The sequence below is a fragment of the bacterium genome (assembly GCA_019912885.1).
Classification (GTDB): domain Bacteria; phylum Lernaellota; class Lernaellaia; order JACKCT01; family JACKCT01; genus JAIOHV01.
Genome location: JAIOHV010000203.1, coordinates 20,050 through 35,449, shown reverse-complemented (window position 1 = coordinate 35,449; position 15,400 = coordinate 20,050). Strand labels below are relative to the sequence as shown.

General features: G+C 63.2%; 13 protein-coding genes. 4 read left to right on the top strand and 9 right to left on the bottom strand.

Going from position 1 to position 15,400, the window contains the following annotated elements:
- On the bottom strand, window positions 1–2,583 hold the full coding sequence (gene clpB / locus K8I61_18050; GenBank protein ID MBZ0273947.1) for an ATP-dependent chaperone ClpB: 2,583 nt from the start codon (window positions 2,581–2,583) through the stop codon (window positions 1–3).
- 249 nt (window positions 2,584–2,832) lie between these two features.
- On the opposite strand from clpB, the gene K8I61_18045 reads away from it, so the two are divergent.
- The gene (locus K8I61_18045; protein MBZ0273946.1) at window positions 2,833–3,699 is read left to right on the top strand and encodes a DUF3800 domain-containing protein; all 867 of its coding nucleotides are present in this window, start codon (window positions 2,833–2,835) and stop codon (window positions 3,697–3,699) included.
- Window positions 3,700–3,706: 7 nt separating this feature from the next.
- Here the strand turns inward: K8I61_18045 and K8I61_18040 are convergent, their stop codons facing one another.
- The 6 genes from K8I61_18040 to dnaK form a co-directional block, all read right to left on the bottom strand.
- Entirely contained in the window at window positions 3,707–5,161 is a 1,455-nt protein-coding gene (locus K8I61_18040; protein MBZ0273945.1) for a DegQ family serine endoprotease, read from the bottom strand.
- Window positions 5,162–5,205: 44 nt separating this feature from the next.
- Entirely contained in the window at window positions 5,206–5,568 is a 363-nt protein-coding gene (locus K8I61_18035) for a DUF1844 domain-containing protein (protein ID MBZ0273944.1), read from the bottom strand.
- A gap of 160 nt (window positions 5,569–5,728) precedes the next feature.
- A complete protein-coding gene (locus K8I61_18030; protein MBZ0273943.1) occupies window positions 5,729–6,319 on the bottom strand; it encodes a nucleotide exchange factor GrpE in 591 nt (196 codons plus the stop codon).
- A gap of 26 nt (window positions 6,320–6,345) precedes the next feature.
- Window positions 6,346–7,278, bottom strand: a complete 933-nt coding sequence (locus tag K8I61_18025) for a J domain-containing protein (protein ID MBZ0273942.1) — start codon at window positions 7,276–7,278, stop codon at window positions 6,346–6,348.
- Between the two features lie 96 nt (window positions 7,279–7,374).
- The gene (locus K8I61_18020; protein MBZ0273941.1) at window positions 7,375–7,788 is read right to left on the bottom strand and encodes an Hsp20/alpha crystallin family protein; all 414 of its coding nucleotides are present in this window, start codon (window positions 7,786–7,788) and stop codon (window positions 7,375–7,377) included.
- A 58-nt stretch (window positions 7,789–7,846) separates the two neighbouring features.
- Window positions 7,847–9,751: a molecular chaperone DnaK gene (dnaK, locus tag K8I61_18015; protein ID MBZ0273940.1), complete on the bottom strand. Its 1,905-nt coding sequence runs from the start codon at window positions 9,749–9,751 to the stop codon at window positions 7,847–7,849.
- Window positions 9,752–10,081: 330 nt separating this feature from the next.
- Here dnaK and K8I61_18010 point away from each other — a divergent pair, with 330 nt between their 5' ends.
- Entirely contained in the window at window positions 10,082–10,906 is an 825-nt protein-coding gene (locus K8I61_18010; protein ID MBZ0273939.1) for a ribonuclease Z, read from the top strand.
- 36 nt (window positions 10,907–10,942) lie between these two features.
- On the opposite strand, the gene K8I61_18005 is transcribed toward K8I61_18010, so the two are convergent.
- Together K8I61_18005 and K8I61_18000 are read right to left on the bottom strand one after the other, a co-directional pair.
- Window positions 10,943–11,965: a hypothetical protein gene (locus tag K8I61_18005; protein ID MBZ0273938.1), complete on the bottom strand. Its 1,023-nt coding sequence runs from the start codon at window positions 11,963–11,965 to the stop codon at window positions 10,943–10,945.
- Window positions 11,962–12,972, bottom strand: a complete 1,011-nt coding sequence (locus tag K8I61_18000; GenBank protein ID MBZ0273937.1) for an SGNH/GDSL hydrolase family protein — start codon at window positions 12,970–12,972, stop codon at window positions 11,962–11,964. Before K8I61_18000 ends, K8I61_18005 begins: the two co-directional genes overlap by 4 nt.
- A 117-nt stretch (window positions 12,973–13,089) precedes the next feature.
- Here K8I61_18000 and lptF point away from each other — a divergent pair, with 117 nt between their 5' ends.
- Both lptF and lptG read left to right on the top strand, forming a co-directional pair.
- The gene (gene lptF / locus K8I61_17995; GenBank protein MBZ0273936.1) at window positions 13,090–14,295 is read left to right on the top strand and encodes an LPS export ABC transporter permease LptF; all 1,206 of its coding nucleotides are present in this window, start codon (window positions 13,090–13,092) and stop codon (window positions 14,293–14,295) included.
- Window positions 14,295–15,380: an LPS export ABC transporter permease LptG gene (lptG, locus tag K8I61_17990; GenBank protein MBZ0273935.1), complete on the top strand. Its 1,086-nt coding sequence runs from the start codon at window positions 14,295–14,297 to the stop codon at window positions 15,378–15,380. The genes lptF and lptG overlap by 1 nt, the downstream gene beginning before the upstream one ends.
- Window positions 15,381–15,400 lie beyond the last annotated feature (20 nt).

Here is a 15,400-nt window from a genome sequence, read left to right as displayed (position 1 = left end):
CTACGCCGCCAGTTCGATGCGCCCGTCCTTCGCGCTGACACGCACCTGCGCGCCGTCGGCGATCTCACCCGCGATGAGCTTGCGCGCGATTGCGTCCATGACGTGCGTCTGGATGGCGCGCTTGAGCGGACGCGCGCCGTAAACGGGGTCGTAACCGATCTCCGAAAGCAGCGCGAGCGCCGCGTCGTCGATCGAAAGGCTGATGCGCCGATCGGCAAGTCGCCGCGCCAATCGCTCAACCTGAATTTTCACGATCCGTTCGATCTCCACGCGACGCAGTCGATGGAAGATCACCGTCTCGTCGACGCGATTCAGGAACTCCGGGCGGAAATGGCCGCGCAACTCGCCCATGACGCGCTCTTTCATCTCGTCGTAACGCGATTCGTCGAACTCGAGGATGAGGTTCGAGCCGATGTTGCTCGTCATGATGAGGATCGCGTTCTTGAAATCGACGGTGCGGCCCTGCCCGTCGGTGATGCGCCCGTCGTCGAGGATTTGCAGCAGGATGTTGAAGACGTCCGGATGCGCCTTTTCGATTTCATCGAACAGGATCACGCAATACGGCCGGCGCCGGACCGCCTCGGTGAGTTGCCCGCCTTCCTCGTATCCGACGTATCCCGGCGGCGCACCGACTAGCCGCGCGACCGCGTGGCGCTCCATGTATTCGCTCATGTCGATACGCACCATGGCGCTTTCGGTGTCGAACATGAATTCCGACAGGGCCTTGGCGAGTTCCGTCTTGCCGACGCCGGTCGGCCCAAGAAAGATGAACGAACCCAGCGGCCGGTCGGGATCCTGAATTCCCGCGCGCGATCGACGCACCGCGTTTGCGACGGCCGTGACCGCCTCGGACTGGCCGACGACGCGCCGGCCGAGTTCGTCCTCCATGCGCAGCAGGCGCTCCATCTCGCCGGTCATCATTTTCACGACGGGTATGCCGGTCCACTGCGAGATGATCTCGCACACATCCTCCGCGTCGACCTCTTCTTTCAGAATTTTCTTGTCCGCTTGCAGGGTTTCGAGTTCCTTGCTTGCGGCCTCGACCTGGGCATTCAGATTACGCAGCACGCCGTAGCGCAGTTCCGCCACTCGGTTGAGATCGCCCTGGCGCTCGGCCTTTTCCTCTTCGACCCTGCCTTCGTCCATCCGCTCTTTCAGTTCGCGAATTCGCTGGATAACCGCCTTTTCTTTCTCCCAGACGGCCTTCATCGCCTCCTGTTCGGTTTTCAGGTCGCTGACGCGTTCCTCGAGCTGCGCCAGGCGCTGCTTGCTCGCGGCGTCTTTTTCCTTTCGCAACGCCTCGCGCTCGATCTCCAGTTGCAGGATTTCGCGCGTGATCGCGTCAAGCTCCGTGGGCATCGAGTCGATCTCGATCCGCAGGCGGCCGGCGGCCTCGTCGATGAGGTCGATCGCCTTGTCCGGCAGGAAACGGTCGGGGATGTAGCGCCTGGAGAGCGTCGCCGCCGTGACGATCGCGCCGTCGGTGATGCGCACGCCGTGGTGGATTTCGTATTTATCCTTCAGGCCGCGAAGGATGGAGATCGTGTCTTCGACACTCGGCTCCGCGACGAAAACCGGCTGGAATCGCCGCTCGAGCGCGGGATCTTTTTCGATGCGTTCGCGGTATTCATCGAGCGTCGTCGCGCCGCTGCAGCGCAGTTCTCCGCGCGCGAGCGCGGGCTTGAGCATGTTGCTGGCGTCCATCGCGCCTTCGCCCGCGCCCGCGCCGACGAGCGTGTGCAATTCGTCGATGAACAGGACGATCTCGCCTTCGGACTCGCTGACCTCCTTCAAGACGGCCTTCAGGCGATCCTCGAACTCACCACGGTACTTCGTGCCCGCGAGAAGCTGGCCAAGGTCGAGTGACACGACGCGCTTGTCGGCCAGCGTCGTCGGCACGTCGCCGGAGACGATGCGCTGCGCAAGCCCCTCGACGATCGCCGTCTTGCCGACGCCCGCTTCACCGATCAACACGGGATTGTTTTTTTTGCGACGGTTCAGCACCTGAATGACGCGGCGCACCTCGGCGTCCCGCCCAATGACGGGGTCGAGCTTGCCGGCCCTGGCGCGCTCGGTGAAATCGACCGCGTACTTTTTCAGCGCTTCGTATTTGGCTTCGGGATCCTGGTCGGTCACGCGGTGGCTGCCCCGGATCTCGGTGAGCGCCTTGTAAACGGCATCCGTCGTCGCGCCGGCGTCGCGCAGGATCGTGCCCGCGCGGCTTCCTTCCGCGCCGACGATCGCAAGGAAAAGATGCTCGGTGCTGATGTAGTCGTCGCGCATGCGGCCGGCCTCGCTCTCGGCCAGGTCGATGACGTTTTTCAGCTTGGGGGTGATGTATTGTTCGGCGCTCGCGCCCTGCACCTTCGGCAGGCGGTCGATCTCGGCCGCGATCGACTGTTCGACGGCCTTTGGCGCGATGCCGATGCGCGCGAGGATCGCCGAAACGACGCTCCCGTCCTGCGTCACCAGGGCGAGCGCCAGATGCTCGACATCCACCGACTGGTGCTCGCGGCGCGAAGCAATCCGCGACGCCTCGGCGAGCGCCTCCTGACTTTTCACGGTCAATTTGTCCATTCTCATAAAATGAACTCCTCAACAGGCATGGCCTGGTATCGTTCTTGAATAACCATAACCACGACTGGAGAAGAAACAACACAACAACGCTGGCGAATTTTTCGCGAGATGCGCTTGACTTGGAATAAATTTGGACCCACTCTGGATTCGCGACTAGAGGAGGAGACGCATGCCGACTCCTTTGGGGCTGAACGGCCCCACTCTAGACGCCCTTTTTTGCCAAAAAACAAAAAGCTTCCGATGTATCTCCTATACTTGGACGAATCCGGCGTCGAGCAACGAAACGCGGGGTCAAATCATTTCATCGTTTTGGGCTTGGCGGTCCCGATCTCTCGATGGAAGGAATTCGACAAGCAGATCGAGACGATCAAAGCGCGACATGCGCTGGACAATGTTGAGATCCATACGGCATGGGTCGCGCGGCGTTACCGCGAACAGGAAGCGATCCACGATTTTGAATCGCTGTCGGCCGAACAACGGCGTGAAGCCGTTTGGTCAGAAGCCAAGCGCCGATCGGGCGAACTGGGCATCGGCGGCAACATGGCGAAGATAAAATCGTATCGGCGCGAGTACCGCGCGATCGCCCCCTACGTCCATCTGACCCGGGATGAACGCCAAATAGCCCTGGCGGATTTGGCCCGCGAAATCGGTCTATGGAGCGAGCTTCGTGTGTTCGCCGAAGCGATCAGCAAGCCCGACTTCAACTGGCAGGGAACCGCCTCCCCCTACGAAATCGCGTTCGAGCAGATCATCTCCCGATTTGACATCATGCTCGCCAACTTCAACCTTAACGGCCTGATCATCGCCGACAACAACGACACGGCCGCGCCGCGGCTAACCCGTCTTTGCCGGCTGTTTCACGAGCGCGGGACGTTTTACCGCGAGATTCGCCAAGTCATCGAAACGCCACTATTCGTCGACAGCGCGCTGACCACAATGATCCAGATGGCCGATCTTTGCGCATACGCACTACGTCGATACATCGAAAACGAAGAGGACGATCTTTGGCGACACATCGAGCCTCGCGTCGACCGCCGGGGTACGCAGTTGGTGGGTCTAAGGCATTTCACGGGCAGGCGGAAATGCCGGTGTCCCCTCTGCATTGCACACGGCCGACGATAGCGACTCGTCACTCCTTCGTGATCGTCGTGAATAGCGTGTCGGACTCGCGCTGGATCAGCAGCAGGACCGCTTTCCCCTTTTCCGCGTTGCGGATCGCCTCGACGAATTCGCCCGCGCCGCTGACCGGCTTTTGCGCGACCTCGAGGATGACATCGCCGCGGCGAAGGCCGGCCTCGTCCGCGGCCGATCCGGGCTGCACGTCCGTGACGATCGCACCCTGCCCCGGCGCCACGCCAAGCTCGCCCGCCATCTCGACCGGCACGTCGCGCACGGACAGGCCGATCGACTTTTCCTCGTCCTCGCTCATCGCGGCCGGCGTCGTTTCGTCGGGCATGCGGCCGACCTCGATGCGCACCGTCTTCGCCTTGCCGTCTCGGACGACCTCGACATCGACCGTTTTGCCGACCGCCGTGTTCGCGACGATCGACGGCAAATCGCGCGAGGAGTCGACCTTTTGCCCGTCAAAACTCGTGATGACATCTCCGCGACGCAGGCCCGCCTTCTTCGCCGGCGAATCCTCGTAGACCTGGCCGATCAACGCGCCGTCGGTCGAAGCCAGCCCGAGCGCGCCGGCCATCTCGTCGCGGATCGGCTGAATGGCCACGCCAAGCCAGCCGCGCGTCACGCTGCCTTCGTTTTGAAGCTGCTCGACGATTCCGCGCGCGAGATTGATCGGAATCGCAAAACCGATGCCCTGGCCCGAGGCGTTTATCAGCGTGTTGATGCCGATAACCTCGCCGCGCGTATTGATGAGCGGCCCGCCCGAGTTGCCGGGGTTGATCGACGCATCGGTCTGGATGAACGAGTCGTACGGCCCGCCGAGCACGCGGCCCTTGGCCGAAACGATGCCCGCCGTGACGGTGTGCTCGAGGCCGAACGGATTGCCGATCGCCACGACCCACTCGCCGATCTCCAGGCCGTCCGAATCGCCAAGCGGCAGCACCGGCAGAGCCTCCGGATCCTTGATCTTGATGAGCGCCACGTCCGTCTTGGGATCCGCGCCGATGACCGTCGCCTCAAACTCGCGCTCATCGTGCAGCTTCACGGAAACCTTGTCCGCGTCCGCGATGACGTGGTTGTTCGTGATGATGTAGCCATCCTTGCTCATGATGAATCCGGAGCCTTGGCCACGCTGCATGCGCTCGCTTTCCGGCATGCCGAAGCGCTCAAAAAAATCGTGGAACGGATCGTTCGGTCCCGGCCCGAAAAACGGATTGAATCCCCTTGTCCGGACGCGCTTTTCGACCGCGATATTGACGACGGCGGGCGACGCGGTGCGTGCGAGCGTCGCGAAACCGCGGCTGGCGCGATTGATTTCGTCGGTCGAAAGAGGCGCGTCCGTGCCGGCGCCCGCGGCGCCTTCGGCCTGTTCATCGGGCGCCGATTTATCGGCAACGCACACCGACGTGGCCATCAGGATCATGGCCAGGGCCAGGGGATACAAAAATTTCCTGCGCAACATTCTTTTCTCCTCGGCATTTGTCATGGCTTTTTCGTTTTGCGGGGTCACGTTTGCCCCTTCGCGCCGGTCACGGCGACGAAATGAAGGCGAAGGTCGCGCAGCGTGTCCCCGAGAAACCGATCCTCGTCCGGCGACAGGTTGCCGCGCGTTTTTTCGCGGAGGATGCCAAGCAGGTCGATCATCTGGCGCGCGAGCGCGGGGTCCGTGTGGCGCTTGCCCTCGTCGTCCGCAACGTCGCCCAGGAAGATCATCGCCTGGCTCGCGAGCGAAAAGACGAGCGTGTCGAAGTTGATCGGCTGCCCGCTCGCCTGGGCATGGCCCGGCGAATGTTGCGCGTAAGCGTGACGCGCCTCGGCCTCGCCCGCGCCCTCATAGGGTTCCGGACGCGTGCCGGTCCCCGCCGGCATGTCCTTGCCTTTGGGCGGCTCGGTCGGCGCGGCCGGTTTCGGTTTTTCCTCGCGTGCCGGGGACGCCACCGGTTCACCTTGTTGCGTGAATCGGCGCTTGTCCGTGACCTTCAATTCGTCTTTTTCCTTCGGGTCGGACATCGGATGGCCTCCTGGGGTTTCAGGCGTCGGTTGCGCGCGCGACCTTGACCTTCGCCGGACGGATCACCTGATCCGCAAGGCGAAAACCGGATTGAAACGTCTCGATGACGGCATCCGGTTCGAAATCGTCGGTCGGCTGGGCGAGCATCACGTCGTGCAGCGCCGGATCGAGCCTGTCGCCGCGTTCGGGACAGATCTCCGCGACGCCGATCGACTCCAACGCCGTCTGCATTTGTCGCGTCACCGCCTCGACACCCTTCCCGATCGCTTCGGCATCTGTCGCCGTGCGGGCGGCCTCCGACGCAAGACGCAGGCTATCCCAGGCCGGCAACAAGGCCAAAACGACCTTTTCGACACCGCGAGCGACGCCACGTTCATATTCGCGCGCGTTTTTCTTTTTGTAGTTGTCGAATTCCGCCATCAGGCGCTGAAGATGGTCAAGCAACTCCTGCTCCCTCGACTTCAATGCGGCGGCGTCATCGGTCGATTCGCCCTCGAGGCCTTCCTTCTCGATCGCGGCCACCTGTTCTTCCTCCGACGGCGCGTCGGACGGACCGACGTCAACCGGATGCTCATCGCGGGTATTCCCGCTTTCGTCGTACACACTCATGAAACGCTTTCCTCCTGGCCGCCGCGCTATCGCGCGCGAACGGGATGCTCTCCGTCAAACCGTCGAATCAACTCGCGGCCCGCCTCGCCGACGTCCCTGGGGACGACGATCTTGATCGTCACCAAAAGGTCGCCCGCGGGCCCGGATTTGCGTCGCACGCCCTTGCCGGCGACGCGAAACACCTGCCCGCCCTGCGTTCCGGGCGGGATGGAAATGGTTGTCGGCCCCTCGGGCGTCGGCACCGGTATCTTCGCGCCGCACACCGCCTCGGCGATGCTGATCCCCACGCTCGTGCGGAGGTGGTCGCCGTCGCGCGAAAATCGCGGGTCCGGCTTTACCCGCAGGCGGACATACAGATCGCCCGCGCCGCCCGTGCCGGCCAGCCCCTTGCCGGGCACACGGATGCGCGTTCCGTCCGTGACGCCCGCCGGAACGTTGAAGCTGATCGTCCGCGCGCCGTCGGGCCATTCGAGATTCACGGTTTTTTTCGCGCCGTGGATGGCATCGCTGAATTCGATCGCCAGTTCCGACTCGATATCGCGCCCGCGCGCCTGACGCCCCGCCCCAAAACCCGTTCGTTTTGCGCCGCGTCCACGCATGCCGCCGAAGAGCTCGTTGATGATGTCGTCGAAACCCGAGGACTGATAGGTCTGGCCGAAGCCCGAAAACGATCCCGCGCCGTGCGAGAAATCGAAATTCGAGAAATCGAACCCCTGCCCGTTTGCCGACGGCCCGCCGGCGTGTCCCCATTGGTCGTATTTTTTCCGCGCCTCGTCGTTCGACAGCACCGCGTACGCCTCGTTCAACTCCTTGAACTTGCGCTCCGCGTTTTGGTCGTTTGGATGAAAATCCGGATGGCACGCGCGCGCGAGCTTGCGATACGCGGTCTTGATGTCCTTGTCCGACGCGCCGCGCGGCACGCCGAGAACTTCGTAATAATCGCGTTTTCCGGTTTCCATTTCGTTCACAAACTCAATGGGCCCACAAGCAAAATGGCCCGCGCCGACCCCCGGCGCGGACCCGTTCCGGCTCGCGGCCGGGCGCGAAATTTTCGCTCAGCGCCCGCCGGACGCCGACTTGGACAACGTGACGCGTAAAACGCCGTTGTCGTACGAACGCTTACCCGTCCCGGCTTCGACTTGTTGCGGCAATTCCACCGAACGTACCCACTTGTCGGCGCCACGATCGACGCGGATCGCCTGCCGCGTTTCGCGATTCACCCCATCCGGCCTGGATGTCGCCGTGACGCGCACGGTCCGATCCTTCACGTCGATCTCGACGCTATCGGGATCGATGCCCGGAAACTCGATGGCAAGGATATACGCGTCGGGCGTCTCGACGACATCGCACGCGGGTTCGTCCGCGCCTCCGGCGCCGGCGGCGATACCCGCCGCGGCGGTCACACGGGCGCGGATCTTTTGCTGAAGCTCCTTGGTGAGCCCGACCAGATCCTGCGATTCCCGCGTCATGGCGTCCTCCTTGCGTTGACCGATGTTCGGCCGCCGCTCGCCCGTTATCGGCAATGCGTCAATTCTCGTCAACGATCTCCGCGTCGATGACGTCGTCGCCGTGACCCGCGCCGGCCTTGGCGCCGCCGCCCGCGCCCGGCTCCGCGCCCGGCTGCTGCTCCTGACTTGCCTTCTTGTACATGGCCTCCGCAAGCCTGTGGCTCGCGGCCTCGAGCGCGCCGAGTTTGGCGCGGATCGCCTCGACATCATCGCCCTCGAGCGCGCCGCGCACGTCGGCGATGGCCGCCGTGATTGATTCGCGTTCGGGCGCGTCGATCGCGGACTCGTTTTCCTTCAGCATCTTCTCGATCGCGTAGGCCTGCGAATCGGCCTTGTTGCGCAACTCGATTTCCTCGCGCCGCTTCTTGTCCTCGTCGGCGTGTTCCTCGGCGTCTTTCACCATATTCTTCACGTCGTCGTCGGACAGTCCCGAGCTCGCCGTGATGGTGATCTTTTGCTCCTTGCCGGTCGCCTTGTCCCTGGCCGACACGGAAACGATCCCGTTGGCGTCGATGTCGAACGTCACCTCAACCTGCGGAACGCCGCGCGGCGCCGGCGGAATGCCGACCAGGTGGAATTTGCCGAGCGTTCGGTTGTCCCGCGCCATTTCGCGCTCGCCCTGCAATACGTGAATCTCCACGCTCGTCTGGCTGTCGGCCGCGGTCGAGAAGATCTCGCTCTTGCGCGTCGGGATCGTCGTGTTGCGTTCGATGAGCCGCGTCATGACCCCGCCGAGCGTTTCGATGCCGAGCGAAAGCGGCGTCACGTCAAGCAGAAGCACGTCCTTCACGTCTCCCGCGAGCACGCCGCCCTGCACCGCCGCGCCCACCGCGACGACCTCGTCCGGGTTCACGCCCTTGTGCGGCTCGCGCGCGAACAGTTCCTTGACGTACTCCTGAACCTTGGGGATGCGCGTCGAGCCGCCGACGAGGATCACCTCGTGGATGTCCGACGGCGACATCTTCGCGTCGCGCAGCGCCTTGCGGCACGGCTCGAGCGTCTTTTCGAGCAGGTCGCCGACAAGCTGCTCGAATTTGCTGCGCGTCAGCTTGAGGTCCAGATGTTTGGGCCCCGTCGCGTCGGCGGTGACGAACGGCAGGTTGATCTGCGTCTCCATGGTGGAGGAAAGCTCGATCTTCGCTTTTTCCGCCGCCTCGCGCAGGCGTTGGTGCGCCATCGCGTCCCTGGACAGGTCGATGCCCTGGTCTTTCTTGAACTCCTGAATGATCCAGTCCACGACGCGATGGTCGAGGTTATCGCCGCCAAGGTGCGTGTCGCCGTTGGTCGACTTGACCTCCACGACATTCTCGCCGACCTCCAGGATCGACACGTCGAACGTGCCGCCGCCGAAGTCGTACACGGCGATGGTCTGGTCTTTCTTCTTGTCCATGCCGTAGGCGAGCGCCGCCGCCGTGGGCTCGTTGATGATGCGCTTGACGTCGAGCCCGGCGATCTTGCCGGCGTCCTTGGTCGCCTGTCGCTGCGCGTCGTTGAAATACGCCGGCACGGTGATGACCGCCTCGTTCACCGTCTGGCCGAGATAGTCCTCCGCCGCGCTCTTGAGCTTTTGCAGGATCATCGCGGAGATTTCGGGCGGCGAATACTGCTTGTCGCCGACCTGCACGCGGGCATCGCCGTTTTCCGTGCGGATGACCTTGTAGGAGACCATGCGGGCCTCCTCGTTCACTTCGTCGTACCGGCGGCCCATGAAGCGCTTGATCGAATAAACCGTGCGCTCCGGGTTGCTGACGGCCTGGCGCTTGGCGAGCTGCCCCACAAGCCGCTCCCCGTCTTTCGTGAACGCCACGACGGACGGCGTGACGCGCCCTCCCTCCGCGTTCGTGATGACGCGCGGCTCGTTGCCTTCCATGACGGCGACGACGGAGTTCGTCGTGCCAAGATCAATTCCAATGATTTTTCCCATGTGGGATTCTCCTATCCTGCAATCGTCATTTCATCCCCAGCCCGTTCAGGCTGCCGTAAACCTAATCACGCAAATGCGGGTGTCAACGAAAAAAACCCCGCGAATCGGCGCTTTTCGGCGCTTCGGGTGCAATCGATCCGCGTTTGCCGTCCCGCCGCGCTTCTTGTCGCGATTCGCGCCGACAGGAATGCCCCCAAAAAAGGTGAACGCGGCCGTTTTCGCGTCTCCGATCGCTATGGGGCTGCAATTCTCCGCTTTTGGAGTCATGACGGCGAAGATTCTGGATGTATTATTGCGTACACGGCGGCGGGACCGGCGAATGACGGCTTTATGCAATCGGGTGTCGATATGCGGGAGAATTTGCACGACGAACGACGAAGCGAAAGCCAGGGCGATTCGCTCCGATTGCGCGTCACGTTCCTTGGCGTCGGCTCCTGGTTTCCCGAGGCGGACAAGGCGGGGCCGGCGACGCTCGTCGAGTCCGCGGGCGGCGCGTTGCTGGTCGATTGCGGCGAAGGCGCGGTTCGGCGGCTTGTCGGGGCGAACGTGCCGATCGAGCGCGTGGACGCGATCCTCGTCACGCACACGCACCCCGACCACGTCGCCGGTCTGCTGCCGTTTTTCTTCGCTCTGCGCGTCACGAAAATGAGAACGGCGCCGATGACGATCGCGGGGCCGCCGGGAATCGCCGGGCTTGTCGCGCTGCTCCCGAAGTTCGGCGATCCCGATCTTCTCGATGAGATTCCGGCGCTCGACATCCGGGAACTTGCGCCGAATTTGGCGGTGGATATCGCGGGATGCCGCGTCACGCCGCACGCGGTTTCGCATCGCGATCCGACTTTCGGCTACCGCATCGAGTCGGGCGGCGCCGTGATCGCCTTTTCCGCCGACACCGGGCCGTGCGACGCGCTCATCGAGCTGGCGCGCGACGCGGATCTGTTCATTTGCGAAGCCGGTACGACCGGCGCGTATCCCATGCACCTGACGCCCGAGCAGGCGGGCGAGGCGGCCGCTGCCGCGAATGCGAAACGCGTGCGCCTGACGCACCTGGCGCCCGCCGCGGACCCAGACGAGTTTCTGGCCAGAGCGCGGAAGGTCTACACGGGCGATATCGACATCGCGCGGGAACTCGATGCGGTGGATCTTGGCGAATGAGACGCGGATCGTGTCGGCGCGGGGCTACCCCGTTCCTTAGGGTCGCGGTTCGGGCGTCCCTGTTCGCGGCGCTGATGCCGCGGGCCGCGCGAGGCCCTTGGCGCGCAGGAATGAAACGATCAAGTCGGCAACGAGAGCGTGGCCTTCGTCGGTGAGGTGGCAAAGGTCGGTGTGCATGTGCAGTCGGCCCGGGGTGAGAGACTCCGGTACGTCGCCGAAGGCCTCCTCGATCCTTGCGGTGATGGACGGGCGAACATCAAGCACCATCGCTCCATCGACGCTCGCGGCGACGGTTTTCATGGCCGCGAAATACGGGGCCACCTCTCGATTCCGATGGGCGTCGGGAAATGCTTGCGTGATGAACACGATTTGCCCGCCGGACTGGGCGACCCGCGTGGCCGCGTGGGTCAGATTTTCCAAAAAGTCTTCGAGGGATACGCGTGACGGTCGCGACGAATTGTCCGCGTGCGGATCGAATCCGCTCGCGGCACGCAGGCCACGCCGAAAGGTCGCGAGGATCTTCGAACGCATCAGCAGCCACTGAAACCACGTCGCATGCCGCTGATTGCGAGCATACATCCGCCGGTCGGCGGCGAATCCGCGCCCGATGTCGTTGAATCCGTGGCAGAAAAACACGAGGCGCGCGGGTTTGCGGGTAAACGCGCGGTCCAGCAAATGAGCGGACTGGAATGACGTGAAACCGACGGTACCGAAGTTGACCACCGACCACCCGGGGAGCCGTTCGTCGACCATGCGGCTGAAGTTCGTCGTGGCCCCGCAGCAGTCGGTGACGATCGATCCTCCGAACGTGTAAATCAGGGAATCCGCCGGTGTTTGATCGGCGACGCGCCATTGGGACGCGTACCGGTCTCGAGGCACCCAAAACAATTCACGATCCTCCCGGTATCCCGAGTCGCCGCGCTCTCGATAGAAATAGGTGTCATCGGCTCCCTGAAAAATCACGCGCAACGCAAACTCCAGCATGAACACGACTCCGGCGAGGATGAGCCATCCGCGTCGCCGGCGGGCCGTGGGCGTTTCGAGCGAGGCGCCGATCACGAAGCTCCGGGCGAGGAATTCGTCGGCGTCGCCGGCCGCGCGTAGCCCTTGGCGCGCAAGAACGAGACGATCAAGTCGGCAACGAGAGCGTGGCCTTCGTCGGTGAGGTGGCAATAGTCGGTGTGCACGGCCAGCCGATTGAAATCGTAAAGCTCGGGCACCGCGCCGAATTTCTCCACGATCCGCGCCTCGATCACCGGGCGCACGTCCATGAATTCCACGCGATCCATCGCCTCGGCGATCCGCCGCATTTCCTTGAAATAAGGCTCGGCGGCGCGATTGGAATAGGCGTCCGCGTACCCCTGCGTGACAAAGACGACCCGTCCGCCGAACCGTGTGGCGTGTTTGGCGGCGCCGGCGAGGTTTTCCCAATATTCCGCGGGCGTCACGCGCGCCGGCCGCGGATCGCCGGCGTAGGGATCAAACCCGCGCGCGGCGCGAATCCCGCGACGCAGCAACGCCAGGGTTTTCAAACGCATGAGAAACCACTGGGCCTTTGTCGAGAACCGCTGATTGCGAATCCACATTTCCTTGTCGGTATGGTAGGCGGGCCCCATGTCGTTGAACGCGTGGCAAAACAACGTGACGCGCGCCGGCTTGCGTTTGAACGCGCGTTCAAGCAGGCGGCGCGACTGAAACGACGTAAATCCCGCGGTGGCCATATTCGCCACGCGAAAGTCCGGCAGCTTTTCGTCGACGATCCGGCTGAAATTCGTGGTGGCCCCGCAGCATTCCGTGGCGATCGACCCGCCGAACGTGTAGATCAGATTCGCGGCGGGCGTCGCGTCGACAACGCTCCATTGCGACGCATAACGATCTCCGGGCACCCAGAACAGTTCGCGGTCCTCGACGTAATTGTCGTCGCCGGGACGGCGATAGAAATACGTCTCGTCCTGAACGGGAAAGACGAAACGCAACACGATCTCCAGAAAAACGACGCACCCGGCGAGAATCAACAGGTTTCGGCGGTTGCGCCAAATGCGGTGAAAAAACGACGGACGGCTCATGAAATCCCGGGGAAGTGGCGCGCCATTATCGCCGCGCCTCGCGCCGCGGGCAATTGATCCGGCGCGCGGCCCGCGCTTTCTTTCCGCGTACGGGAAAAGCGCCTAGACTCGCGCGCCATGTCGCTTAGGATCGTGCATCGTTACGTCGGGCGCGAGGTGCTCGTTCCGTTTATCCTCGGCGTCGTGATTTTCACCTTCGTCCTTCTCATGTTCCAGATCCTGAAGATCACGGAGATGGTCGTGCAATACGGCATCGCCGTGACCGACGTGTTCCTTGTCCTTGTTTACATCCTGCCTCCGTTTTTCGTCTTTACGTTGCCGATGGCGTACCTCCTCGCCGTGATCCTGGCGGTCGGGCGAATGTCGTCCGACTCCGAACTCGTGGCCCTCAAGGCCGCGGGCGTGAGCCTGACGCGCATCTATCCGCCCATTCTCGCGCTGTCGCTCGCGGTCGGCGCGGCGACGGCCGTCATGACGCTGAAGGCCGAATCCTGGGGGAAGGAACGATTCCGCGAGATGCTGATCGAAACCGGCCGCAAGCACGCGACGCTCGGCATTGCCGCGGGCGTGTTTCAGGATCGGTTCGAGGATTTCGTCATCTACGTCGAGGAGGTGGACAAAAAGAAGAACGAACTCGACGGCATCTTCATCTTCGACGAACGCATCCCGGAAGCGCCGAACATCATCGTTGCGCGCAAGGGGCGCGTCGCCGCGGCCGAGGACAAGGAGGCGACGCTCGTCATCCGCCTGACGGACGGCGCGGTCCATCGCACGATGAAGGATCCACGCGCCTACGAGCAGGCGACCTTCTCGAAGTACGATGTCGCGATCGACGTGTCGCGATCGTTTTCCGCCGACGCGCCCGAGCGGTCGTATCTCGAAATGTCGGTCGGCGACCTGAAAGAGCACGTCGCCCGGCTTCGTCAAGAAGGCGAGGACGAGCGCGAAATGCGCCGCGCCTGGGTGGAGTATCACCGCCGGTTCGCGTTTCCGTTCGCGTGCGTCGTGTTCGGGCTTATCGGCATGCCGCTTGGCGTCGTGCCGCCCCGCTCGGGCCGCGGGCAGGGGTTCACGTTCGCCATCGTCGCGCTTTGCCTCTACTACCTCATGTTCCGCGTCGGCGAGAATCTCGGATGGAAAGCCGTGGTGCATCCGTTTGTCGCGATGTGGGCGCCGAACGCGCTGTTTGCCGCGATCGGTTTTTATCTGCTCTGGCGAAAAAGCGAGGATCGCGAGGTGTGGTTCCTGGCCGCCATCGTGCGCGCCGCCGCGCGGGTGCGCGGTCTGTTTCGCCGCCGGGCCGGCACGCGGCCGGAGCGCTGATGCGCCTTCGCGTGCTCGATCGCTACATCGGCGCGCAATTCGCGCGCATGTTCGCGCTTTGCCTTTCGGGTTTTGTCGTCATCTACATCGTCGTCGATTTCATCGAGCGGTCGAGCCAGATTTTCAAGAGCGATCCCCCCCTTACGGCGGTGGCTCTCTATTTCCTCTACAAGATGCCGCTGATTCTTTTTCAGATCGTGCCCGTGGCGTGCCTGCTCGGCGCGCTGCTTTCGCTCATCGGCCTTGCGCGCGGCAGCGAGATCACCGCGATCAAGGCCGGCGGCGTGCCGATCCTGCGCGCCTGCGCGCCGATTCTCGCACTGTCCGCGTTGATTTCCGGCGGCGCGTTCCTGATCAACGAATACGTCGTGCCGCGCGCGAACGAGACGCGCGAATACATCTACAAGGTGCAAATCAAAAAACAGGTCTGGCGCGTCAAATACCGCAAGCAGAACGTCTATTACAAAAGCGGGGAGACCATCTATTCGTTCGGCCTGTTTGTCCCGGAACAGGGCAAGATCAGCGACGTGCGCCTGTATCGCTTCGACGAAAATTTTCACCTGGCCGAGCGCGCGATCGCCGAAACGGCGCGCTACGCGGGCGATCACTGGGAGCTGGTGTCCGGTGTTGCGTGGCGATTCGCGGAAGGCCGCATCGCGTCGTCCACCCCGTTCGAGACGCTTGCGATCGATCTCGACGAAACGCCCGAGGAGATGAAGATCTATCAGAAAGACCCCGAGACGATGAGCTACCGCGAACTGGCCGCGCTTGTCGGCGAGTTGGAGGAAAAGGGTTACGACACCACGTCCTATCGCGTGGACATGCAGGGCAAGCTCGCGTTTCCGCTCGTGCCCGTCATCATGGCGATGCTCAGCGTGCCGTTCGCCGTGCGGATCGGCCGTTCCGGCGGCATCGCGCTTGGAGTCGGCATCGCCGTCGTCATCGGCGTCGTTTACTGGATCGTGCTCGGCCTTGGCCTTGCGCTCGGCAAATCCGGCGCCCTGCCGCCTGTCGCCGCCGCCTGGGGCAGCCACGTGATATTCGGACTTGGGGGATTGGTGGGACTGGTGAAAGTCAGGCAGTAGGCAATATTGTAGATTGAAGA

What these genes read in the sequence shown, in the direction of transcription:
- lptF (MBZ0273936.1), top strand. Translation starts at nt 13,090, where the DNA reads ATGTCGCTTAGGATCGTGCATCGTTACGTCGGGCGCGAGGTGCTCGTT.
- K8I61_18020 (MBZ0273941.1), bottom strand. Translation starts at nt 7,788, where the DNA reads ATGACGCGGGAATCGCAGGATCTGGTCGGGCTCACCAAGGAGCTTCAG.
- K8I61_18000 (MBZ0273937.1), bottom strand. Translation starts at nt 12,972, where the DNA reads ATGAGCCGTCCGTCGTTTTTTCACCGCATTTGGCGCAACCGCCGAAAC.
- lptG (MBZ0273935.1), top strand. Translation starts at nt 14,295, where the DNA reads ATGCGCCTTCGCGTGCTCGATCGCTACATCGGCGCGCAATTCGCGCGC.
- K8I61_18025 (MBZ0273942.1), bottom strand. Translation starts at nt 7,278, where the DNA reads ATGGAAACCGGAAAACGCGATTATTACGAAGTTCTCGGCGTGCCGCGC.
- K8I61_18035 (MBZ0273944.1), bottom strand. Translation starts at nt 5,568, where the DNA reads ATGCCGGCGGGGACCGGCACGCGTCCGGAACCCTATGAGGGCGCGGGC.
- K8I61_18040 (MBZ0273945.1), bottom strand. Translation starts at nt 5,161, where the DNA reads ATGTTGCGCAGGAAATTTTTGTATCCCCTGGCCCTGGCCATGATCCTG.
- K8I61_18010 (MBZ0273939.1), top strand. Translation starts at nt 10,082, where the DNA reads ATGCAATCGGGTGTCGATATGCGGGAGAATTTGCACGACGAACGACGA.
- clpB (MBZ0273947.1), bottom strand. Translation starts at nt 2,583, where the DNA reads ATGAGAATGGACAAATTGACCGTGAAAAGTCAGGAGGCGCTCGCCGAG.
- dnaK (MBZ0273940.1), bottom strand. Translation starts at nt 9,751, where the DNA reads ATGGGAAAAATCATTGGAATTGATCTTGGCACGACGAACTCCGTCGTC.
- K8I61_18030 (MBZ0273943.1), bottom strand. Translation starts at nt 6,319, where the DNA reads ATGAGTGTGTACGACGAAAGCGGGAATACCCGCGATGAGCATCCGGTT.